A 22,703-nucleotide genomic window follows, 5' to 3' on the forward strand; every position below is an offset into this window, starting at 1 on the left:
CGCGGTCGCTCGGCGCATCCCGGCCCGCGCGCCGCGCATCGCCCTCGCCCTCGCCGGCCCGCTCATCCGAACAGCACGCGCTCCTCGAACGGCACGTCGCCGACCGACACGACCTCGCCGAGCACCCAGGCCTGCTCGCCGCTCTTGGCGAACGCCTCGATGGCCCGGTCCGCGGCGCCCTTCTCCACGACCGCGACCAGGCCGACGCCGAGGTTGAACGTGCGCCGCATCTCGGCCTCCTCCACGGGGCCGCCGCGCTGGAGCACCTGGAACACCGCCGGCCGCTGGTAGGAGCGGAGGTCGAGCCGCGCGCCCAGCCCGTCCGGCAGCACGCGCGGCAGGTTCCCCGGCAGGCCGCCGCCCGTGATGTGCGACAGGCCCCGGACCGCGTCGCCGCAGGCCGCGAGGAGCGCCGTGATCGCGCGGGCGTAGATCCGGGTCGGCGTCAGCAGCGCCTCGCCCACGGTGCCGCCGAGATCGGCCACGCGGTCGCTCATCGTGAGGCCCATCTCCTTCTCGAGCACGCGTCGCGCGAGCGAGAAGCCGTTCGAGTGCAGCCCGCTCGACGCCACGCCGATGACCGCATCGCCGGCCGCGATCCGCTTGCCGTCGAGGATGCGCGACCGCTCGACGACGCCAACGGCGAACCCGGCGAGGTCGTACTCGCCGTCCGCGTACATGCCCGGCAGCTCGGCCGTCTCGCCGCCGATCAGCGCGCAGCCGGCCTGCTTGCAGCCCTCGGCGATGCCGCGGACCACGGCCTCGCCCACGTCGACGTCGAGCTTGCCTGTCGCGAAGTAGTCGAGGAAGAACAGCGGCCGCGCGCCCACGGTCAGCACGTCGTTCACGCACATCGCGACGAGATCAATGCCGACGGTGTCGTGGACGCCCGTCGCGAACGCCACCTTCAGCTTGGTGCCGACCCCGTCCGTGCCGCTGACCAGCACCGGCTCGGACAGCCCGCCCGGCAGGGCGCACAGCCCGGCGAAGCCGCCCACGTCGGCGAGCACCTCGGGGATGCGCGTCGGCTTCGCGAGCCGCTTGATGCGCTCGACGAGCGCGTCCCCTGCATCGATATCGACCCCGGCTTCCCGGTACGTGACGCTCATGGCAGGCGCATCCCACACCTCGGCGGCAAAGGGAAGCGGGCTCGCTCTCGGGGCGGCTTTCGGGGTCGCCCGGCTCGTCTCTGCTGAGCAGCCCCGCCAGGACGGCCGGCTGGCTGGGCAGTGCGGGGAGGATGGTGGGCCGCTGTACGTCGCGTGCAACGCTTCTCGGCGGTGGCCGGCATCGCGCACGCGGCCCCGGTCCCGAGCATCCCCGTGATTCCTGGCATGAATCCGGGCGCGTTCATCCTTGGCGCGGAGACGGTGGCCATGGTCGGGGAGGGCACGGGTCGCGACGGTGATCAGGCGGTAAGGGGCCAGGAGGCTGCAAAGCCAGGTTCGCCAGCATCACACGACGAGGGGGCTTCCTGCGCCGCTTCTGTGACGGCCGGCGGTTGAACACTCCCTTGCGCCCCTACTTCAACCCGGTGTTCGCGCTGAGGGCCCGAACCTCGGCAAGCAGGTCCGAACCCGCATAGTTTGGAGTGCCCGTCGCGATCTCGTCCAAGTACTGTGCCAAGAATTCAACCGAGAGCTGATACCGCCAGCGAGGAGCCCTGAAACGATCACGTATTGCGTGGATTGCCATGGCACTCAACTTGCGGCGCGGAGCGGCCGCGGCGAGGTCAAAGCCGTCAATGTAAGCCTTGGCTGTTCTAGGCTTGTGCAACGATCTGTGATGGACTGGTCGTCGACGCCGAGCTCGTAATCGAAGCTGTGGGCAAATTTGTTTCGAATGAGGCGGATGGTGTCCAGGTCTGCGCGGGCATCGTCGCGGACAAGCGCCAGTGCGTTTGCCAATTGAATCCGCGTGCTAAAGGACCCGATAGGGCGGCTTGCGCCAAGGAGCTCTTCGTGGAAGCTTCGAAAGTGCCGGTGCAACAGCGTCTCCAGCTTGGCATCGAGCAGCGCGGCGCCAAGTACCGCGCAGGCCCTGTCAGATTCGGAGTTCATTCGTTCGCTAAAATTGTCGAAATCGATGGCTTGCAGTGACCTCTTTTGCATTGGTGTAGCGGCCTGGCTAACGCCTGGATTGAGCCGTTCTGTAGGGCGGATTTCGATTGAATAAACTGTTGGGTCCTATCAGTTTTTTTTCATGGCGTGCGAAGGATGCCTTGCCGAACCAGTTCGCCCGAACGATCCCGAGCCTCCAAGCCAGGTTGAATACAGGGCCGCCGAATTCCTTCCAGCTTGCTCGCGGAGAGGCCGGTGTTCTGGCGGCCCCTCCGCGAGCAAGCTGGGGGGGACGGTTTGCTCGTACCGTCATCGTCGGTCTGCCGGGTGCGCCGCTCGTCCGCCGCAGCCATGACCGCTGATTTGCCCGCATGTGAACCATGCTACAGGGATCTGCGGCGTCCGTAAGCTCGACCTTCCGCCGGGCGCGGGTCATTCCCTCAACGCCGCTATCGCCGGTTCCAGATCTGCGTCGCACAGAGGCTGCCCGGCTTGACAGCGCGGGGTGTGCCTATCGACTATGGCCGCCATGGCACGAACGGCGCCGGTCCCGAACATCCCCGCGATTCCCGGCATGAACCCCGGCACATTCATCCTGGGTGGCGGGGGCGGCGGAGGCGGCGGCCGCGGCCGCGGAGGACGGGGCCGCGGCGGCGACCAGGGGGCGGGCGGCAAGAGCGGCGGCAAGGGGCCGCGAGGCGGCGGCAAGAACGCGGGCACCTGCGGACCGGGGAGCGGCGGCGGGTGCCCGAATCCGTCGCACGGGCGCGGGGGCGGCACGTCGGCCGGTGACCCGGTCGATCCGGTGACGGGGCGGGTCTACACCGCGAAGGCCGTGGATCTGGCGCTCGGCGGGATGATCCTGCCGCTCCGGATCGAGCGGAGCTACTCGTCGGAGACGAGCGACGTGGATCTGGGGCTCGGGTTCGGATGGAGCCACTCGCTGGCGTGGGCGATCGAGGACCGCCGGCGGACGCTGCGTGTCCTGGAGCCTCACGCGGCGCCGACCGAGGCGGAGATCCCCGAGCCGGGCCGTCCCGTCCCGATGCCGTGCGGCGTGCTGAGGCGTCACGAGGGCGGCTACACGCTGGAGGCCGAGGGCGTGCTGCTCGTGTTCGGCGAGAGGCAGGAGAGCAGGTGGCTCTTGTCGCGCATCGTGGACCGGTACGACAACGAGATACGGCTCTCGTACGAGCGAGGGCGCCTGTCCCATGCGACCGATGCAGTGGGGCGGATGGTCCGCGCGCGGCGGTACGCGGACGGGAGGATCGCCGCCTTCGAGGTGAACGATGAGACGGCGGGCGGAGGGTGGCGTGCCTTCCGCACGTACGGTTACGACGAACGAGGCGATCTGGTGGCGGCACGCGACGCGGCGGGCAGCGAGGAGCGGTACGAGTACGATGAAGAGCACCGCATGCTCCGGCGCCGCGAGCCCGGCGGGCTGGTGGCGGAGTTCCGCTTTGACGACAACGGCCGCTGCGTGGAGGCATGGTGTCGTCGCGAGGGCAACGACGCGCTCGAGCCTGACGTGCCGGACACGCTGGATGACCGGGAGACGAGGGCGAAGGGGTTCTGTCACGTCAAGATCGACGATTACGACCACTTCGTCGAGGTGATCACCTCGCGCGCGAAACGGCGGATTGAAGGCAACCAGCTGGACAAGGTGAACGGCGTCGCGTGGGACGGCGGCATGCACGCCTACACGTTCGACGCCACGGGCAACGTGCTGGTGTATCGGGACCCGCTGGGGCACGCATGGCGCTACGAGCGAGACGACCTGGGCCGGCTGCGCGTCGTGACGGATCCGATGGGCGCGAGAACCGTGTATGAATACGACGAGCGGGGCTTCATCGAGGAGGTTCGCGACGCCATGGGCGGATTCACGCGCTACCAGCGGAACGCGCGAAGCGATGTGGTGGCCGTCGAGGACGAGCTCGGTCCGGTGGTCGGTTTCCGCTACGACGAGCGCGGTTTGCTCGTCGAGGCGACCCTGCCGAACGGCGGTGTAACGCGGATGGCCTATGACGCGCTCGGCAATCGTGTAGAGGTGATCGAGCCGGACGGGGCGAGGCGGAAGATTCGTTATGATTTCCTGGGGCGGGTGACGAGCTTCGTCGACGAGCGCGGGCTGGAGACATCGTATGGATACGACGGCTGCGGAAGGCTACTCCGTGTGCGCCGGCCGAGCGGGGCGACGGACTGGTATGGTTATGATGTCGACGGGAACCTGTCGGAGATCGCCGATGCGGACGGTCGGGTGACGGCGCTGCGATGGGGCGGGATCGGCGTGGTGACCGAGGTGATGAGGCCGGACGGGAGCGCCGTGCGGTACTTCTACGACCGGGAGCAGGACCTGGTGCGGGTGGTCAACGAATCCGGCGAGGAGCACCGGTACGTCCGGCGTGGCGAGGGGCGGATCGGCGAGGAGCGGACGTTCGATGGGCGGCGCATATATTACCGGCACGATGTGATGGGGCGGATTACGCAGATCCGGGATGGGCTTGGTACGGTCGACTTCGTCTATGACCCGTGCGGCCGGCTCGTGGAGCGGAGCTTCACGGATGGCCGGACGGAGAGCATCGGTTATGACCTGCTCGGTCGGGTCGAATACGTGACGAGCGGAGATGTGGCGTGCGAGTACACCTATGACGCGCGCGGGAGGGTGGTGCGGGAGACGGTGACGCGGGGCGGGCGGCGGACGGTGGTAGAGACGGCGTACGACGCGCTCGGCAAGGCGGTGAGCACGAGCGGGCCGTTCGGGCGGATGGAGATCGCGCGCGACGTGGTGGGGCGGCCGGTGGTGGTGGCTGTCGGGGACGTCGGCGCGCAGGCGATGAAGGTGCAGATGGCGTACGATCCAGCGGGCCACCTGCTCGACCGGGTGCTGCCAGCGGGAGGGCGCATCGCGGAGGGGGTGACGCAAGATGGACTCCCGTCCGGTGTGCAGGTGACAGGCCCCAGCGTGACTCCCGCAACGCGACCGGGCGAGCCAGCGTGGGTGGGGCCGCTGCCGCATGAGGTGATGTTCGCGCAGAGCTACGTGTGGTCGGCGGCCGGGCTGCTCGGCGCGGTGGGCAGCGGCGAGCCGGACGCGGCTTACGTGGAGTACCTGCGCGATGCGCAGGGTCGGGTGATGGGGAGGGAGCGGGTGGACGGGGCGCGGCGGGAGCTGATCGAGGGGTATCGCCACGGGCCGAGCGGGCAGCTCTTCGAGAGCGCGACGCTGCGGCAGTATGCGCCGGGCGGGCAGCTCAAGAGGCGGGGAGGCGCGGAGCTCGCGTACGACGAGCGGGGGCGGATGACGAGCAAGCGGTTGCCGGGCGGGCGCGTCGCTTACTTCGAGTGGGGCGACGACGATCTGCTCCAGGCGGTGCGGTTGCCGGACGGGCGGGTGGTGCGCTTCGCCTACGACCCGTTCGCGCGACGGCTGGAGAAGCGGGTGGAGCGGGGGCGCGACCGGGTGGTGGAGAGCGTGACGCGATACACCTGGAGCGGGGATGCGCTGGTGCACGAGATCCGCGAGCTGTTCGGGGAAGCGGGCGGGGAGCCGGTGGTGGAAGAGCGAGCGTACGCGGTGCTTCCGGAGGGGGTGACGCCGCTCGCGGACCGGGTGCGCCGGGGCGATCAGGATGAGGTGCGGTACTACGTCGAGGCGCCGAACGGGATGCCGGCGGCGCTGGTGGGCGGGAACGGACGGCTCGTGGGCGAAATCGATGCTTCGCTGTTCGGCAAGGTCGAGGGGGAGCAGGCCGCACTGACGCCCGTGCGGTTTCCGGGGCAGTACGCGGATGAGGAGACGGGGCTCTACTACAACCGGTACCGGTACTATGACCCGGAGACAGGGCAGTACCTGAGCCCGGAGCCCATCCGGTTGGAGGGCAGCCTTCGGACATACGCGTATGTTGATGGGTGGCCTCTCGAGTTCTCGGATTTCAACGGTCTCTCCAAGATGCATACGGAAGTGACTGGCTCCTACCTAAAAAAGAACGGGAAGAAAGCCGATGTGACGAAGTTCGCAAATTCCGGCAGGGCGGGCTCCACGGACCTACATCCCGCAGTGGAGGCCGCGCTGGCTCCGAACAACGCACGTCCTTCCGAGAGCGGCGGCGCGCAGAATGTTTGTTCGGAACCCAAGGCGCTGAGCGACTACTTGAAGCAATGGGAGCAGGATACGGGGAAGATGTGCAGGCCAGGTCATGAGAACTGGCAGCAACACCTGGGAGAAGCGCTCGAGAGCGTCGGTGGTGTGAAATCATACAGAGGAATTGATAAAAGTCAGCTTGAGCAGGCATGTCCCAACTGCTCTCAGACGGTCCCCCGCCTCTGGAGCCTTGCAGGGTTGCCTCCCCCGGGACTGCAGACGGTGCCTGGGGGATTCACGAGCGGCAGCAACCCTTCTCAGAACACAACAGGGCCGAACTACGACCCATCATGGGTGCCTGGGGCGAACAGGACACAGTCGCCGACCAGGGAGGGTATGTTCATGAACAAAGAAGGCAGAGCGGCGGAGCCTGGTGCCTGGAATTGGGACGGGAAGAGATGGACGAAGCTCTGATGCAGCGATGGTCTCCTGCGACGTGCGAGCAGCTCCGCCAGGCGCCCATCGTTCCTGGCGTGAGCCTTCGGCCGGATTCGCCGACACCCGTCGAGGACGAAGAGCTTTTTGAGCTGACGGGTCGCCGTGGGTTCCCGCTCCTCGGGGGGGCAGCGTTCGGCTACCCCGCTGCCCGCGCGCTCGCGCCCAGCACGGTGCCCTCGATGGGCCGCGGTGAGCGCCGCCTCTTCGCGTGGGATCGCTGGAAGGGCGCGCTCTACCTCGACTCCTTTGGTGGCCTCGGTGTCGGCCTGTGGCGCGACTATGTGGCGCTGATGGCGTGCGTGGACTGTTTTGACGCTTTCTGGCCTTCGCTCGTCGTGCGCCGTCGTCGGGCCGCGCAGGCGTTCTGGACGCGACTGAGTGAGCAGTTCTCGCTTTCACCGTCCGGAGAAGGTGGTGCGCTCCTTCGAGCGGACGATGTCGTCGTCGCGCAGCCGCGCATCTTCACGCGCACGCTGGCAGCGCTCGGGGACGTGCTTCGGTTCTGCGCCCATGAAGGTGCCCGGGCGGTGTTCGACGTGGGTGCTGGCGTCGCTGTGCGCGAGCTTCCAGAGCTGTCGGTGCCCACGGCTGCTCCTCTTTACACGGACGCGTCCGCCTTCACTTCGCGCCGTGTGTGGGTGACTGATGATCACGTGATTCAGGGCGATTTCGTGCTGGAACAAGCAGTCGCACGGCTCGACATCGTCCGCGAGGAAGCGACTCAGCACCGCTGCCGCGCGCCGGCACTCGGCTCGCCTCGGCTCGATCGCTACCTGCAGGACCAAGGGGCCGTCTGCGTCGCTGCGCCGCCGGTCCCTGCGCCGTCGGTGCTGGTCGAGTCCATACGCGGACTCGTGGGCGGAGGCTGTGTGGTCATGCCCCGCGAGCACGAGATGCCGGACGGCGCACTGTGGCTGGGGCTGCTTCCGCGCGAGATGCTCCCAGAGCGAGCTCAGTCGCTCCTCGATTTCGAAGGCGGAGCAGAGTCGTTTCCGACCGGCCTTCGCCTTGTCCACTGGCCGCTCTGGTCGTGGAAGGACTTGCAGCTCGTTGCCGTGGGAGCATGGCACGACTGGAAGCTCATCCTGTGGTCCGGCGAAGGCGGACTTTGGGTGTACGCAAATATGCCTGAGCAGATGGACTTTGTGGCAGGCGAGCTCCGGACATGGCTCGAGATCCTCGCGGTGGAGGACGGTCTAGCGGAGGCCGAGCGACTCCGCGTCGAGCTGGCTTTCCCGCTGGATTCGCACCTACGGCGGGGGCTCATCGCGGAGCGGCTCGGACTCCGACCTGTCCCTGAGTGCACGGACCGCCTCGTCTCCAGCTATGAGGGGGAGGACCTCTGGGTTCGCGAGCTGATAGCTCCACTTGGAATCTCGTTCTGTGTGGTTCGCTGCGACACCAGCGAGCGGGCACTCTTGCTGATCCAGAATGCACGAGAGGTGATGCGGCTGGAGTCAGTGGCCATCAGCGCTTGGAGCGAGAGCCGGACGCAGCTGTCGCAGGCGCTCGGCCGCGAAGGCATCCGGACGATCTCGTCAAACCGACAATGGTGGTCCGATTTCAATGATTCCGATGTCTTGGATTCGTGATATCTAGCGGTTCGACTGCCTCGCGCCCGGATCATACCCGGCAGCTCGGCCGTCTCGCCGCCGATCAGCGCTCAGCCGGCCTGCTTGCAGCCCTCGGCGATGCCGCGGACCACGGCCTCGCCCACGTCGACGTCGAGCTTGCCTGTCGCGAAGTAGTCGAGGAAGAACAGCGGCCGCGCGCCCACGGTCAGCACGTCGTTCACGCACATCGCGACGAGATCGATGCCGACGGTGTCGTGGACGCCCGTCGCGAACGCCACCTTCAGCTTGGTGCCGACGCCGTCCGTGCCGCTGACCAGCACCGGCTCGGACAGCCCGCCCGGCAGGGCGCACAGCCCGGCGAAGCCGCCCACGTCGGCGAGCACCTCGGGGATGCGCGTCGGCTTCGCGAGCCGCTTGATGCGCTCGACGAGCGCGTCCCCTGCATCGATATCGACCCCGGCTTCCCGGTACGTGACGCTCATGGCAGGCGCATCCCACACCTCGGCGGCAAAGGGAAGCGGGCTCGCTCTCCGGCTCCAGCCTCCGGGCGGCTCCCGGGTCGGCGGGCGGCCGGGCTCCCCGTGCCGCGGGGGCCGCCGCCGGCAGACGCGCCACCGCTTGGCCGGGCGAGCGCTCGTGCTTCCCCCAACGTACAGCGAAAGCCCGCTCTACCAGCGCACGACGAGCGGCACTTCTGCGGGGAACCGGTGAGATTGCCCCTCGTGACCGTGATCCCACTCCAGCTCAAGCGAGCAGGTCGCCCCACGATCGATCGAGAGCATGCCCTGGTCCACGAACCAACGCACGCCCGACGAGAGCGGCGGATTCTCCGCTGGCAGTTGCAGACGTACACGCGTCAGCGTCCGGCGCGCGCCACGATGCGATCGCGACTCGATCGGGGAGGTCCGCCTGATTGTCTGGGGCGCCACGAATATCATGGGCTCCGCCAGGGACCCTCGCGGCGTCACGATGGGCATGCTCATGCCCGCCGGCATGTATTTCGGCCTGTAGTCCCAGGTCTCGAAGGGCCAGTCGCCGGCCCCTCCGGCATCGATGGTCCTGAAACAGATGCCAAACGGGCATGCGCCGGTCTCGGCCCAATGAATGCGTTCGTGTAGCCCCAGCGGCCGAACGATCTCGGTCTGCAGCTCCTCCAGATCATGGACGCCGAGGACCTCGAAGAACGCGTTCTCGAAGGCCGCGCACGCATTCGCGGTCCCCTGACCCTCATGCACCGCGTGGCGGCTGAAGTTCAGGCCGAACTCGGCGAGCATCCGCTCGACGATGCCCACGTCGGGCGTCGCGAGGAACACGTGATCGACTTCCCAGCCCATCGGCCGCCTCCGGCGAGTGGAGCCCGCGTCCCTGGCTCGCACGAGACTGTAGCGTGAAAAGCGACGCCATATCAACAGCACCACACCTGGTCAGGCTGTGCCGCGACCGGGACAGCCGGTGGGTTTGCAAACCGTCGCGTACGCCTGACGTCGCTTCGGGGTATGCTGCCGCGGCCACGCATCGTGGCTCGCGCCAAGGAAACCCCATGAGAGTCGGCGTCTCTGTCACCCTCCTTGTCTCCTCTTCCTTCCTCGCCGCCTGCTCCGACGGCGGGTCATCGGCCGGAGACGGCGGGACCGGAGGAACGGCCGGATCCGGCGGCGCTGCGGGGACGGGCGCCGCCGGCGCGACGGGGACGGGCGGCGCGGCGGGCGTAGGCGGCGCGGGCGGCGCGGGCCCGGGCGAGCCGATCGATCTCTGCGCGGGCCTCGTGCAGGACAAGGAAGCGCGCCCGATGACCGAGCTCGCCAGGCCGGCGCTCGGCGAGGCCGTCACCGACGCCGAGTTCGGCACCACGATCCGCCGGATCACGGCGGTCGCGCCGGGCGGCGGGAACGACCCGGTCATCAAGCCGATGTACTCGACCATCTCGGCGTGGAACGCGGACGAGTCGAGGCTCCTCCTCTTCTCGGTCGCGGCCGGCGAGCACCAGCTCTACGACGGCAAGACATACCAGTTCATCGAGGCGCTCGACATCTCGCCGGCGGACATCGAGCAGGTGTACTGGCACACCTCCGATCCCGACGTCCTGTTCTACGTCGACGGCAAGGACTTCATCCGTTACCACGTCGGCGCCGGGACGAAGGAGGTCGTGACGACGTTCGACTTCTGCTCGGGCGGCGCGAGCGCGGGCGGAGACCCGCTGTTCATGTCGTGGGATTCGAACCGCATCGGCCTCACGTGCGACGATCAGGTGTTCATCTATGATGTCGGCCAGAATACGGTGCTCGCCAGGAAGGCGCTCGACGAGAACCCGGCCCAGGTCGCGCCGAGCGGCACGCTCGCGTTCCTGAGCGACAGCGGCGGCGTGACCGATCCGCGGCTGAACGTGGTGCGTACGCTGGACCTGCTGGAGCCGTACGGCCACGCGTCGCTGAGCATGGTGAACGGTCACGACACCTGGAACGGGGCTGTCTACGATCCCGGTCCCGGCGGCAATGACGACATCGGGCTCCTCGTCACATGGGATCTCGCCGAAGGCACCTCGAAGGTGGTCATCGGTCCGGAGACCGGGTGGCCCTACCCCCCGACAGGGCACGTCTCGGGGATGGCATACAAGCAGCCGGGGTGGGTGTTCGTGTCGTCGATCGGCGAGGCGTCGGGCAGAGGGGTGCTCGACATGGAAAACCTGATCGCCGACACGAGCACGGGCAAGGTCTGCCGGATTGGCCGTCACCGGAGCTGGGGCAAGGAGAACACCCACCTCGCCGAGCCGTACTGGGCCGAGCCGCACACCGTGCCCAGCCCCAGCGGCACGCGCGCCGTGTTCGGGAGCGACTGGGGCAACGGGGATACCGTCGACGCCTACGTGATCGAGCTGCCCAGTTACACGCCGTGATGACGGGGACGCGACGGGTCGCGCTGGCCTGCCGGAGGTGCTCCCGGTCCTGCCGCCGCTGCCGATCGCGCCCCCGCTCCCGCCGCCACCGGCGCACGAGTCCGAGGGTGAGAAATCCCAGCCGCGCAAGGCAATGAAGACGCCGGCGGGATGTGCAGCGTCGAGCCGGCCGTTCGCCCTTGTCTTGCGCGTCGCGACCGACATTCTACGCGCCCATGTCCGCCACGCCCGAGCCCGCTCCGCCCCTGGTCCTCGTCGCCGCCGCCGTCATCATCGAGCGCGGCCGCGTCCTGCTCACGCAGCGCAAGGCGGGCGCGCACCTCGAGGGCGCGTGGGAGTTCCCCGGCGGCAAGGTCGAGGCCGACGAGGATCCGCGGGACGCCCTGATCCGCGAGCTGCGCGAGGAGATCGGCGTCGAGGCCCAGGTCGGCGACATCGTCGAGGTGACCTACCACCGCTATCCGAAGAAGCCGGTGCTCCTCCTCTTCTACGCCGCGGCCCTCGCCGAGGGCTCGCCCGCGCCCGCCGCGCTCGACGTCGCCGCCGTGCGCTGGGCCGAGGCGGCCGATCTCCGGGACGAGCTCTTCCCGCCCGCCGACGTCGCGGTGCTCGCCAAGGTGCGCGCGCGCCTCGCGGCGACGTAGCCCATCGTGGAACGATGTCTCCCGCCTGAGAGCTGGTACACGGCGCTCCGCGAGGCTCGGGTAGCCTCCGGGATGAGGGGCAGCGAGCCCCGCCGTGGGGGGCTCACAAGGCGGGGGAGCACGCCTCGCCGCGGACGTCGCCGATGAGGCTCGCGAGCCGCTGGGCGGGCAGCTCGCCGACGGCGCGCTCCACCTCCTGCCCGGCGGCGTCGACGCTGAGGAACGTCGGCACGAAGCGCACGCCGTAGCGGGCGGCGAGGGCCCGCCCGCGCGGATCGTCGACCTGGATGCGCAGGACGGTGCCGGCCTCCTTGGCGCAGCGCGCCTCGAGCTCGGTCACGAGCGGCGCCATGCGCTCGCACACCGCGCAGTGCGCGCTCTCGAACTCGAGCAGCCGAGGCATCCCCTCGGGCAGCGCGACGTCGCCCTGCGCCACGGCGCCCTCCGGGGCCGCGCACGCGCCGGCGGGGCCGCTCTCGCAGGGCGCGCCCGCGTCCACGGCCGCCGCGGGCGCCGGCGAGAGGGCGTCCAGACGGCCGTCAACGACGGCGATCCCGGCGGCCACGAGCAGCGCCCCCGTCAGGCGCTGGAGGGCCGGCGTGGCCGGCATCAGGCGGCGCGCGAGCGCGACGGCCGCCGGCCCGACGAAGGCCGCGGCGACGAGCGGCGCGGCGAGGCCCGCGGCGTAAGCGCCGAGCTGGATCGCGCCGGTGAGCGGGCTCGCGCCCGCGCTGGCCGCGTAGGTCAACGCGGCGCCGAGCACCGGGCCGACGCACGGCGTCCACCCCGCCGCGAAGGCGATCCCGAAGAGCATGCCCCCCCAGAAGCCGCCCGCGCCCGGGAGGCGGGAGAGCAGCGGGCGCGCCTCGCGCTCGAGCCACGGGAGGCGCAGCACGCCCAGGAGCTTCGCGCCGAAGAGCGCCAGGAGCACGCCGGACGCGACGGTGAACGCGCGCCGGTGGGGCGCGAGGACCGCGGCGATCGCCGACGCGCCGGCGCCGAGCGCGACGAGCACGATCGCGAGGCCGATCGCGAAGCCGACACCGGCGAGGCGCACGCCGCGCTTCGCCGCCGCCGGGTCCGGACCGCCGAGCGCCCCGGCGCCGCCGAGGGCCGACAGGTAGACGGGGAGCATGGGGAGCACGCAGGGCGACGCGAACGTCAGGAGCCCCGCGCCGAAGAGCGCCAGCAATGAACCGATCGTCATGGGTCCTCGCGATCGACGGGATCAGCGCCCGAAGAGCGCCGGCGCGAGCGCCGCTGTGTCCACTTCAGCCACCGCGAGCACCGGCTGCTCCACGCTCCTCGCGCAGATCGCGTTGCCGAGCGGCCCTCGGGTGCACCCCACGCCGCGCCCCGCGAGCGCGCGCGCCGCCGTCGCGGCGCCGGACCCGGGCGGCGGCACGAACACCGTGAGCGGCTTGTCCCCGCTCGCGTACATGAGCGCTGCCGTGCGCGTGCCGCCGATCTGGCAGAGGCGCGCCCCGAGCAGCCGGGCGCCGGACACCGCCGGGACGGTCACCGCGTAGCCGAGCTTCCCCTCGAGCCACCCGGCGACGGCGCCCGGATCGGACGACTCGAAGTCGCACGGGCGCTCGCGCGCGAAGCCGCGCACGTGGTGGCTCACGAGCTCGTCGGCCATCGCCGCGCTCACGCCCCGGCTCGGGCTGCCGACGAGCAGCGCGGCGGCCGCCGCGGCCGCGGCGAGGGCGGCCGTGATCGCCCAGGGGCCGCGGCGCCGCGCGCGCGCGTTCCGCGCGGCGGCCTCCGCCCGATCGCGCAGGCGCTCCGGGACCTCCCCGTCCGCCTTCGCGACGAGCGCGCGCCGCACGCCGCCGAGGACCTCCGCTGCGCGCCGGCAGGGCGCGCAGCCGGCGACGTGCGCCTCGATCCGCGCCGCGTCTTCGGGCGTCACCTCGCCGTCGTGCCACGCCGAAATGTTCTCGAACCACTCGCGGTTGCACCCTGCCATGACGTCTCCTCGCATCGTTCGGAGAGGCCCTCGACGAGCGCGAGCCGCGCCCTCGAGAGCCGTGATCGCACCGTGCCCACCGGGCACGCCTGGAGATCGGCGATCTCCTCGTAGGAGAGCTCCTCGACCTCCCGCAGGAGCAGCGCCTCGCGCCACTCCGGGGGCAGGCGCGCGAGCGCGCGCTCGACCTCGTCGGCGAAGCCGCGCTCGACGAGCTCCGCCTCCAGATTGCCCTGCGGCTCCGGCACCGACTCGGCTCCCCGGCCGCCCTCGATCACCTCGAGGCGCTGCCGCGCGCCGCGCGTCGTGTTGAGCAGCATCGACCGCTCGATGCGGAGCAGCCACGCGCGCATGCGCCCCTCGTCGCGCAGGTCGGCGTGCCGCTCGATCGCGCGCACGATCGTCGCCTGCGCCAGATCCTCGGCGTCCTGCTCCGAGCGCGTCAGGCGGCGCGCCGCCCGCAAGAGGCACGGGAGCTCGGCGAGGAGCCGATCGACGAACGAGGTGTGGGGAGACGTGCGCATGGGCCGGGCCGGGAGGAGGAAGGCTGACGCCGCCTCGTTTCCCGGACACTTCCAGGACACGGCGAGCCCATCGAAAAGTTCCTGACCGGCGGGTTCTCGGCGAGGACGTAGCCCGGCTTACATCGTCGGCGGCGGGCGATGGCGCGGGGGGCGGGGCTCCCGCGGCACGCGGGAGCCCGTGCTCAGGAGGACCGGGGCTGCGGGGCGGCTAGGGCGCGCCCGCGTGCGTCAGCGCCTCCCAGCCGATGTGGTTGCCGACCCGGGTGGAAGCGCTGCTCATCGCCCTGACACGCGTGATGAGCTCCTCGGTCTTCGGCATGCTGATCCCGCGGCGGTTGCGGAGCTCGTTGTACCCGATCTCCCAGCCCATGACCGCCGAGCCGCCGCCGGCGGACTCGGAAAAGCTGCTGCACGGCCAGTTTCGCGCCGGCATCCAGCCCGCGGGCGTCACCTTCACGCCGACGCGATTGCCCGTGTTGTCGAGGTATTGCAGCACGTAATCGGCGTTCAGCTCGAGCGCCTGCCGCAGGCGGTTCTCGCGATGAACGGGGTCGTCGCCGTAGGCGCTGCGAGCGTCGCCCTGGATGCGGAGGGTCTCTGCCATGTTCGCCAGCGAGCTCGTGCCCATCTGCATGTGCCCGAGGTCGCGGCAGGTCTCCTGCTCCAGGCCGGCGATGTAGCGCGTCGGCTTGCTCCAGATCCCCGCGAGATCGCCCTTCGCGTCGTTGGTGTAGCGCGGCCGGCCCTGATACATGGGATAGAGCGGCTGGCCGCCGTCGCTCGGCATGTAGATCATGGCCCTGCTGGAGTGCTCTACCTGGCTCACGACGTACTCGTACTTCTCGCGATCGTTCGTGAAGATCGCGATGCCCAGCGCCGTCTCGTTCATCACGGAGGTCCGGTTCCCGCCGCCCGTCCAGCCGTCTTTCACCAGGTCCCAGTAGACGGTCTTGAAATGGTTCTCTTGCAGCGCCGTGTCTTCGGCCGTCCAGCCGCTGTACGTGTAACGCAAGATCTCCGCGGCCCGCAGGAAATTGGTGCCTCCCCAGCCAGCGACGAAATGGCCGTTGGCGTAAACCTGACCGTTGTTGTCCGGGAAGCGGGGCTGATCGAACAGGATGGCGGTCATCGTGCGCGCCCAGGCGTTGAGGATGCGCCGCGCGTTCTCGGCGTACTGTGCGTCGCCGCTGTAGTACCAGAGCAGCGCCTGCGTATAGGCGGCGTTCCCGTCGTCGACGATCTCGCTGCACCCCGCTTGCTCGTAGCCCATATCGATGGCTCTCTGCTTCGAGCCAGGCGTGGAGCACTTGACGACCGGCACCGGGCTGGCGACGTAGTCCCGCTTCGCGTGCCTCGAGCCCCTGGCGAGCTGGTACTCCTTGGTCCAGGGCTGCTGACCGCCGCCGATCTTCGTCTTGACGAAATCCAGCTGCTCCTTGCTGACCAGGATGCCCGGGTGCACGAAGGCGCCGGCGGGGGCCGCGCTGGCGGAGATCTGGAGCTCCGTCACGCTGGCGTAGTCGTTCACGGTGTTCCCGTTGACCGTGAGGCGGACGTACCGCGCGTCGACGGCCTGGAGCTCGACAGGCTGGAGCGAGGTGTTGGGCAGGCTCTTCCCCGCGAAGAGCGGCGAGAAATTTTGGCCGTCCGTGGACGTCGAGAGCGCGTAGTCGTAGATGCGCCCATCGACCCCGCCGTTGTACCAGCCGAGAGAGATGCCGCAGATGCGCTGCTTCGCGCCCAGGTCCGCCGTCACGTAGGCGCCCTTGCCGCGGCCCGACCAGCGGGTGGCCAGATCGCCGTCGGCGGCGTTCGCTGCCGGATTCTCGGCCTGCGCGACGCTGGCGACGAGGCTCGCCGGCGTGAGGCGAACCGTGCAACCCGGTGCCGCGAGCGACGATGACCGCTGGTCGCCGACTTCATCGCTGCCTGTCACAGGGCCCTCGTCGACGCCTACGACGCAGCCCGCGAGAACAGCCGCCAGGGCGACACACATTGTGGGAACGGCAGTGCGTAAGCTCAAGGTGTTCTCCTTTCAGTGGATCACTTCACCGACCTCAAGGCAGTGTGCGTGATGATGCCACCAAGCAAGATCAAAGCTGTGAAGGAGATGAGATACGATATTCCCCGGCGGTGTCAAGCCCGTGCTGGGGAGCCTGCTCCTGGTTGACAGCTCATTGCCTTGCTTGTCTGGCCTCCCTCCTGGAAAAAGGATGTATGTCAGCGTCTTGTCCGCTGACCGAATGGGCTGTGGTCAATTCACGACTTGCGATCGAGGCTCCCCGATCAGCGGTTGCCTCGCGAGGGAGCTCAGCGGGTTATCACCCTCACGCTGGCGTCGTTCCCATCGGGCAGAGTGTCCAGCGGGCTCGGGCGCTGTCGCGCCGAACAATCGCGAGAGTCTCCGCGCATCGATGCTTGAGCGGACGACTGTCAGCTCGCCGCGCCAGGTGCGCACACCTTGCCGCCGCGCTCAGCCGGTGATGCCAGGCCGCCTGGCGGAGAAGGGCGACAGATCCACCGGCGGCTCCTCTCCGGCGATCAGCGCCGCCACGATCTTCGCGGTCACCGGGGCGAGCAGGACGCCGTTTCGGAAGTGCCCTGTCGCGAAGATCAGATTCGCGATCTCCCCCTCGCCGAGGATCGGCAGCGCGTCCTTCGGGTGGGGCCGGAGGCCGGCCCACGTCCTGCCGATCGGCGCGTCGCCGAGCGCGGGCACGAGCCGGAGCGCCGCGGTCAGGAGGTCGCGCACGGCGCGCGACGTCACCGCGGTGACGTAGCCGGCGAACTCCGTGGTCGCGCCGACGAGCACGCGCCCGTCGTCGCGCGGCGACAGGTAGCAGCCGGGGCCGTAGACGACCTGCGAGAGCACCGGCGTCGACGGCGTGAGCTCGACGATCTGCCCGCGCGCCGGGCGCACCGCCGAGGGCGCGAGGCCCGACGCCTCGAGCAGGGACGACCAGCTCCCGGCGGCGAGCACCGTCCAGCCCGCCTCGACCTTCGTGCCGTCCTCGAGCTGCGCGCCGCGCGCGTGCTCCCGCTCGACCACGATGCGCCGGACGGTCGCCCCGGTGCTGAACCGCACGCCCGCGCGCTCCGCCGCGATGCGCAGCGCGCGCATGAGCGACGGCGGATCGATGCGCGCCTCGTCGGCGAGCCACGCGCCGCCGGCGACCTCGTCGCAGAGCGCCGGCGCGTGCGCGCGGGCCCCGTCGCCGTCGCAGATCTCCACGGCGAGGCCGGCTTCCCGCTGCCACGCGAGCTCGCGCGCGATCTCTTCGCGTCCTTCCGCGGTGAACGCCACGCGGAGGGCGCCGCTCTGCCGGTACCCGACGTCGATCCCCGTCGCGTCGACGAGCGACCCGGCGAGCTCCGCGTACAGGGCGCGGCTCGCGAGGCAGAGCCGCGCGAGGGGGCCGTCGCCCGCGGCCTCGAGCTGGGGGCCGATGATCCCCGCCGCCGCCCACGAAGCGCCCTCGCCCTGGTTGCGCTCGAGGACGCGGACAGACAGCCCGCGCCGCGCCAGGGCCAGCGCCGAGGCGCACCCGGCCACGCCGCCGCCGATCACCACCACGTCGCTCATCGGCGCGTGCATAGCACGCCGGGCGCCGAGGGGGGCTTTGCGCGGGAGCGCTGCGGGGGCTGGCGCGCGCCGGGAGGAGCGACGCGACGCATTGCCCGTTCACCTCGTCCGCGGCTTCCGTGAGAAGAGGCCGGCCCCGGCCAGCGGCTGCTGCTGCCGCGCGTGGAAGAGGCGCAGCAGCCAGAGGTCACCGTCGGGGCCGGAGGCGTCCACGAGATACCAGATGACGTAGGGGAGCTTGCGCAGGAGGAGCCTGCGGACGACGGCGCGGTCCTCGTCGTCCTTTGCCTCGGCGGGACCGATCCCGGGGAAGCGGGCGAGGAGCTCGATGGCCTCGTCGAGGCCGGTCCGCAGGCGCTCGACCTGCTCGATCCCGCGGTTCTCGTCGAGCCAGCGCACCTGATCGCGGAGGTCGCGGGCGAACTCCCGGCGGAAGCGGACGCGGCGGCCCACGCGGCGCCCTGGCCTAGCGGGCGCCGCGACGAGGGGCGTCACGGAGCGCCTCGTCGAAGATGGAGTCGATCTCCTGGCGCGCGGCCTCGTCGTGGTCTCCCGCTTTCATCCGCTCCCAGACCGCCCAGACCTGGGCTCGCTGCCACTCCTCGGCCCGGCTGAGCTGCTCCGCGTCGTCGATCTCCTGGACGCGCTCGCTGAGGAGCGCGCGGATCGCGGGCGAGAGCTTGAGGCCGCGCTTCTTCGCCTCGGCCTGGACCCGCTCCCGGAGCTCGGCCGGGAGCACCACGCTGACGGGTCCGCTGTCCTCGTCCGGGCCTCGTCCCGCCGGACCGCGTTCCTCATCCCGGCCACGCTTCGCCGTTCCCGTCCCTCTCATCGGTGCTCCTCGCGGAGACAGGATAGTGAAATCCACTATAGCGTGCAACCGGGCGGTCCGGCCGCTGCTGGGGAGACGTCGGAGATCTCTGAAGAGCGCCGAGCGCTGGCCAGCTCCGTCGGCCAGTGATGGCCGGACTTCCGCTCCGCGTCAGGGGTAGGTCGGCGCGGGTGAGCATGGACCTATCGCCCCAGGGAGGGACGATGCGGGGACAGCCCTTCTCCTCTCCTCTTGGCGGCTTTGGCGCCATGGCGGTTTTTCTGCCGACCCAGGGCGACTTCCCGCAGCAGTGCCAGCTTGTCTCGCCCTCGTTGGAGGGCACCTTGGATGGATCGCGCTCGGGCTGCCCAGCCGCGTGGCTACGCCCGAGCCGCCGGCTTTACCGTGTACGAGCACCTCGAGCGAGCGCGCTTGTCGGCTGGTAGCAAGTCGCCCCGTCTACGCGAGGACGTTCCAGAAATTAGGACCTCGACGCGCCCATGCTCGCCCGTGCTCTGGAGCGGTACAAGCGCGCGGGGCCTGCTACGGCGATTCCCCTTCACCGGTTTTCTCGGCTGTCGCAGCAGCCCTGGTCGCTGTGGTCTCCTCGGGTGCTTCCTCGGGTGCTGTCGCTGCCTCGGTCGCAGCGCTCTTCGAAGCTTCCGTCTCCGTCGCCTTCGGTGCGGCCTCAGACGCCTTCGACGCCTTCGCCTTCGGCGCCTTGGCTGCCCCGGGCGCCTTGGCCGCCTCCGCCGGCTCCGTCGCCGCGCCCTCCGCCGCCTTCGCCGGGGCCTCCGGCGCCGCGCCCTCCGACGCCTTCGCCGGGGCCGCCTTCGCCTTCTTCTCCTTCGCGGCCTTCGCCTCGAGCGCGCCCGCCGCGATCGGCTCGCGCTTTCCGTGGCCGACCGCGCGCGGATCGCCGTACGGGAACGCCGCGCTGCCGCTCGCGTCGATCGGCTTGCGCGGGGCCTCCGGATCCGTCGCCGGGCTCGGCGGCGGCGCGATCGGCCGCGGCGCGCGCAGCCGGTTGCCAGGGCCGGCCTGGGTCCACACCTGCACGTCGCCGAGCACGCGCGTCCTGTTCGCCATCCGCCGCTGGCCCCGCGCGCCGAGCAGCTTCTCCACGAACGTCGGGGGCGACGTCGCGCCAGGCTCCCCCTTCACCCAGCACGTGTAGTCGCCGATGCCGGTGCCCCGGAACGCCTCGCGGCAGACCGCTATCCCGAGCTCGGCCGCGATCTCGCTGAGGAGACGACCCGGCGCGGCCTCGACCGTCCTGTGCTCGTTGACGAAGGTGACCTTGGGCATCGGTGGGCAGGGAGCGTCCTGCTCCCCTGCCGCGAGCGCGTCAAGAAGCGCGGCGCGCGTCCCTCGCGTCCCTCACGCGGTGGAGCACCCGCGCGATGCCGAACAGGTTCCAGCCCGCGAAGCCCACGAACAGCGCCACGAGCGCGACCGCCCAGCGCGACGCGCGCGGCGAGCTGCCGTCGATGAGCAGCCAGGCGTCGTCCGTCACGGCCATCCCCGCCTGCTCCTCCACCTCGGCGGCCAGCCGCGCGTGCCGGATGCCCGCGCTCTTGAACGGCACGAGCCGCCCCGCGAACGTGCTCGGCGGGACGAAGCGCGGGCCCTCGAAGCCCTCCGGCACCCGGATCTCCACCCACAGCCCCGGGTTGCCCGCCACCGGCGCCAGCCGGAACGAGTCGCCCTCCGCGGCGCGCCCGTACCGGATCGCGCCGCGCGTCCCGAGCAGGCCGGCGGCCCGCACGTAACGGTTCGCGAGGTCCGCCTGCGGCCGCAGCGACGCGAGCTCTCCCACGTCCGCCGGCTGGCCCGGCGACAGCGCGTAACGCGCCTCCCCGAGGAGCGCGACGGCCATCCACAGCGCGGCGATCGCGGTCGCCGCCATCAGCGCCACCGTGACCGTGCGCTCCTGCTTCGGCGGCGACGGCAGCGCGAGCAGCTCCGGATCGGGCCCCGCCACGTCGAGGCCATCGCCGCCCGGGCCGCGCGGGCCGGACGTCATGGATTCCAGGGTCGAGGTCGGGTCGGTGGGCACGCTTCGTCGAGTATATAGCCGGAGCGCCGGCCGCGGTGCACCGCCGTCTCGCGGATCCTCGCCGGCCTCGGCCTTGCCGCCGGGGAGCTCCCAGGCGCCCTCGAGGTGCGCGCCTGCCGCGCGCTGCGCGAGCAGGACGCGGCCACGCTCGATGACGGCGGCGGCGACGAGGACGAGGGGAGGAGCGGGCTCGGGCGTGGCGGACCTGGGCGCGCAGGGCGTCGGTCGCGGCGCGCAGGACACGGGCGGAGGGCGCGCTCGATGCTGCGCCTCGACGCCGACGGATCGGCACCCACGGAAAGAGCCACTATCTCAGAACATTTCTCGCACACTCATCCCCGCAGCACGGAGCGCGGAGAGGCGCGCTCGCCCCCCGGGGAGATCTCTTCGCACCGAAACACCGATGCTAGGATCTATCTCGCGCGCGATCTTGACCGCATCAACGACAGCCTGCGGCGTACGCGCTACCAGCGTCGTCTTCGCCGCATTGGGAGCAAAGGCGAGATGCTGCCAGACCCATAACTGGTCGCTGCGAAACACGCGCGACACCGCGTCCGAAGCCTCTTCCAGAGGCGAGAGCGACAGTCGTCCAACGAGCTCCTCTGACACATCTGCATCAATCGTCGTGGGGGCTGACTCCTCAATGGCCCCGTACATCTCCCATTCGGCGGCCATCTTCTCTAGGAACGAGCGACCGTTCGTCGCTTCGGCGCTGAGCTCGTCGAGTAGTCCCACGAGTCGATACACGGCGCCGCGCTCATCGACGAATAGCTGATCGTCAAAGTTGTCCATGGCCCCTGCCAAGATGAGGTGACGTTCTCTGTAGCGCGCCGTTGGCCACACATCTGAGGCGAGCTGGCTCGACTTGATTCGCCACGCAGGCTCGTCTCTCGCAGAGGCGGACAAGCACTGCCATATCCCCAAAGACATCTCTGTGCGACCGCGATGGACACTTTCCCAGGCGATTCCGCCGAACTTCTCTTCGAACTCGAACCATGCATCATAAAATGGCAGGCCTCGCCGCTCGAGCTCGGTTGCCAACGCATCGAATCCGCAGGCGAGCGTTGGGTCGCGAAACAGGCCATGAATATCACAGTGACGAGTGACTCGGTTTGAGACGAATTTTTCAAGGTATCTGGAGGCCGCGGCGTAACGCGTGACTTCTGTGCGGTCATCATGGAATACCTTCTTCTCGACGACGCGCCCCTTGCGACCGGTCGCCTCAAACATCAGTCGTGCGGACGGGTCGCTCCCGATCAATCGCTCCCCATTCATGTTGTACTGCGCCTTGCTCTCGAGCGGAGCGGTCCACTCGACATCGTCCGAGTCCACGATCTCAGTCCGAGAATCCGATTCAATGTAAACAAGGATGTTCGACGAAGATAAGGCCCGAAGAACGCGATCTATCGACTCAAACGATCCAAAAAAACGCTCTGTTGCCATCGTGCGAGTTTGTGACAATCAGGGCATCTTCGTCCGCCCAAGCCTCAACATGGCCGTCGCTGGCTTCCCTGATGGGTCTGAGATTCGAACGTTTAAGCATCTTGTCTGGGCAGTCTCCAACGAGGACCGCTCGCATGGGCAGCCACTCGCGCCCCTCGATCATCGCGAGTCGCTCGATCACAGAGTGGACCTCACGACCAATGAGATACCCCCGATGATCTTCGACCGATCCCGAGGGTGACACATAGAGCCCGCCGCGTGGTGAGCAGGCAAACAGCGTCGCGTGCGCTCCGCCAAGTGTGCTCCGATTGTATAGCGGTACATTGCCCGCGCGAAGACACTCGGCAGCACCGAACACATAGGATCCAATGACTGGAGAGCCGCGACGCCCACCGGCCTCGAACAGCGATTCCTCGATCTCCCAATGCTTCTTCGACAGCGGCCCATGCTCGCGCTCGACTCTCTGTAAAGCGTCGGGTGACCATGGCCTGAAACCGCTCTGGGGCCCTGATAGATACTTCAACATGCGCGACGAGTAGATGTGCATGGCTCTCACCTCTG

The 22,703-nt window shown here is 69.7% G+C and carries 18 protein-coding genes and 1 pseudogene; 4 read left to right on the forward strand and 15 right to left on the reverse strand.

Going from position 1 to position 22,703, the window contains the following annotated elements:
• Positions 1–62 precede the first annotated feature (62 nt).
• Complete coding sequence (gene purM, locus WME73_RS47030; protein ID WP_437547396.1) at positions 63–1,109, reverse strand: phosphoribosylformylglycinamidine cyclo-ligase; 1,047 nt, start codon at positions 1,107–1,109, stop codon at positions 63–65.
• Between the two features lie 591 nt (positions 1,110–1,700).
• Positions 1,701–2,111, reverse strand: a complete 411-nt coding sequence (locus tag WME73_RS47035) for a hypothetical protein (RefSeq protein ID WP_437913862.1) — start codon at positions 2,109–2,111, stop codon at positions 1,701–1,703.
• A gap of 478 nt (positions 2,112–2,589) precedes the next feature.
• Here WME73_RS47035 and WME73_RS47040 point away from each other — a divergent pair, with 478 nt between their 5' ends.
• A complete protein-coding gene (locus WME73_RS47040) occupies positions 2,590–6,615 on the forward strand; it encodes an RHS repeat-associated core domain-containing protein (RefSeq protein ID WP_437913863.1) in 4,026 nt (1,341 codons plus the stop codon).
• Positions 6,600–8,231 carry a hypothetical protein gene (locus WME73_RS47045; RefSeq protein ID WP_437913864.1) on the forward strand — a complete coding sequence of 544 codons (1,632 nt, stop codon included), beginning with the start codon at positions 6,600–6,602 and terminating at the stop codon, positions 8,229–8,231. The genes WME73_RS47040 and WME73_RS47045 overlap by 16 nt, the downstream gene beginning before the upstream one ends.
• A 74-nt stretch (positions 8,232–8,305) precedes the next feature.
• On the opposite strand, the pseudogene WME73_RS47050 reads toward WME73_RS47045, so the two are convergent.
• Both WME73_RS47050 and WME73_RS47055 read right to left on the reverse strand, forming a co-directional pair.
• Positions 8,306–8,695: pseudogene (locus tag WME73_RS47050) on the reverse strand (AIR synthase related protein); the annotation flags it as partial.
• 186 nt (positions 8,696–8,881) lie between these two features.
• On the reverse strand, positions 8,882–9,547 hold the full coding sequence (locus WME73_RS47055; protein WP_437913865.1) for a VOC family protein: 666 nt from the start codon (positions 9,545–9,547) through the stop codon (positions 8,882–8,884).
• 206 nt (positions 9,548–9,753) lie between these two features.
• On the opposite strand from WME73_RS47055, the gene WME73_RS47060 reads away from it, so the two are divergent.
• Both WME73_RS47060 and WME73_RS47065 read left to right on the forward strand, forming a co-directional pair.
• Positions 9,754–11,106 carry a hypothetical protein gene (locus WME73_RS47060; protein ID WP_437913866.1) on the forward strand — a complete coding sequence of 451 codons (1,353 nt, stop codon included), beginning with the start codon at positions 9,754–9,756 and terminating at the stop codon, positions 11,104–11,106.
• A 215-nt stretch (positions 11,107–11,321) separates the two neighbouring features.
• Positions 11,322–11,750, forward strand: coding sequence for a (deoxy)nucleoside triphosphate pyrophosphohydrolase (locus WME73_RS47065; protein WP_437528671.1), 429 nt, complete (start codon positions 11,322–11,324; stop codon positions 11,748–11,750).
• Positions 11,751–11,853: 103 nt separating this feature from the next.
• Here WME73_RS47065 and WME73_RS47070 read toward each other — a convergent pair whose 3' ends face one another.
• The 11 genes from WME73_RS47070 to WME73_RS47120 form a co-directional block, all read right to left on the reverse strand.
• Complete coding sequence (locus WME73_RS47070; protein ID WP_437913867.1) at positions 11,854–12,957, reverse strand: cytochrome c biogenesis protein/redoxin; 1,104 nt, start codon at positions 12,955–12,957, stop codon at positions 11,854–11,856.
• 21 nt (positions 12,958–12,978) lie between these two features.
• The gene (locus WME73_RS47075) at positions 12,979–13,722 is read right to left on the reverse strand and encodes a zf-HC2 domain-containing protein (protein WP_437742820.1); all 744 of its coding nucleotides are present in this window, start codon (positions 13,720–13,722) and stop codon (positions 12,979–12,981) included.
• The gene (locus WME73_RS47080) at positions 13,662–14,246 is read right to left on the reverse strand and encodes an RNA polymerase sigma factor (protein ID WP_437913868.1); all 585 of its coding nucleotides are present in this window, start codon (positions 14,244–14,246) and stop codon (positions 13,662–13,664) included. The genes WME73_RS47075 and WME73_RS47080 overlap by 61 nt, the downstream gene beginning before the upstream one ends.
• A 208-nt stretch (positions 14,247–14,454) precedes the next feature.
• Complete coding sequence (locus WME73_RS47085; RefSeq protein ID WP_437913869.1) at positions 14,455–16,182, reverse strand: discoidin domain-containing protein; 1,728 nt, start codon at positions 16,180–16,182, stop codon at positions 14,455–14,457.
• Positions 16,183–16,719: 537 nt separating this feature from the next.
• Positions 16,720–17,829: a glycine oxidase ThiO gene (gene thiO / locus WME73_RS47090; RefSeq protein ID WP_437913870.1), complete on the reverse strand. Its 1,110-nt coding sequence runs from the start codon at positions 17,827–17,829 to the stop codon at positions 16,720–16,722.
• A gap of 99 nt (positions 17,830–17,928) precedes the next feature.
• On the reverse strand, positions 17,929–18,324 hold the full coding sequence (locus tag WME73_RS47095; protein WP_437913871.1) for a type II toxin-antitoxin system RelE/ParE family toxin: 396 nt from the start codon (positions 18,322–18,324) through the stop codon (positions 17,929–17,931).
• A complete protein-coding gene (locus WME73_RS47100) occupies positions 18,296–18,571 on the reverse strand; it encodes a hypothetical protein (RefSeq protein WP_437742826.1) in 276 nt (91 codons plus the stop codon). Before WME73_RS47100 ends, WME73_RS47095 begins: the two co-directional genes overlap by 29 nt.
• A gap of 612 nt (positions 18,572–19,183) precedes the next feature.
• On the reverse strand, positions 19,184–19,948 hold the full coding sequence (locus tag WME73_RS47105; RefSeq protein WP_437913872.1) for a hypothetical protein: 765 nt from the start codon (positions 19,946–19,948) through the stop codon (positions 19,184–19,186).
• Positions 19,949–19,988: 40 nt separating this feature from the next.
• Positions 19,989–20,942 (reverse strand): NUDIX domain-containing protein, encoded by a 954-nt coding sequence (locus WME73_RS47110; RefSeq protein WP_437913873.1) that lies wholly within the window; start codon positions 20,940–20,942, stop codon positions 19,989–19,991.
• Positions 20,943–21,011: 69 nt separating this feature from the next.
• Entirely contained in the window at positions 21,012–22,142 is a 1,131-nt protein-coding gene (locus WME73_RS47115; RefSeq protein WP_437913874.1) for a hypothetical protein, read from the reverse strand.
• Positions 22,111–22,689: a hypothetical protein gene (locus WME73_RS47120; RefSeq protein ID WP_437917536.1), complete on the reverse strand. Its 579-nt coding sequence runs from the start codon at positions 22,687–22,689 to the stop codon at positions 22,111–22,113. The genes WME73_RS47115 and WME73_RS47120 overlap by 32 nt, the downstream gene beginning before the upstream one ends.
• Positions 22,690–22,703: the final 14 nt, after the last annotated feature.

Origin of the sequence: Sorangium sp. So ce302 (assembly GCF_051530145.1) — a bacterium.
In the GTDB taxonomy this organism is placed as follows: Bacteria; Myxococcota_A; Polyangia; order Polyangiales; family Polyangiaceae; genus Sorangium; species Sorangium cellulosum_B.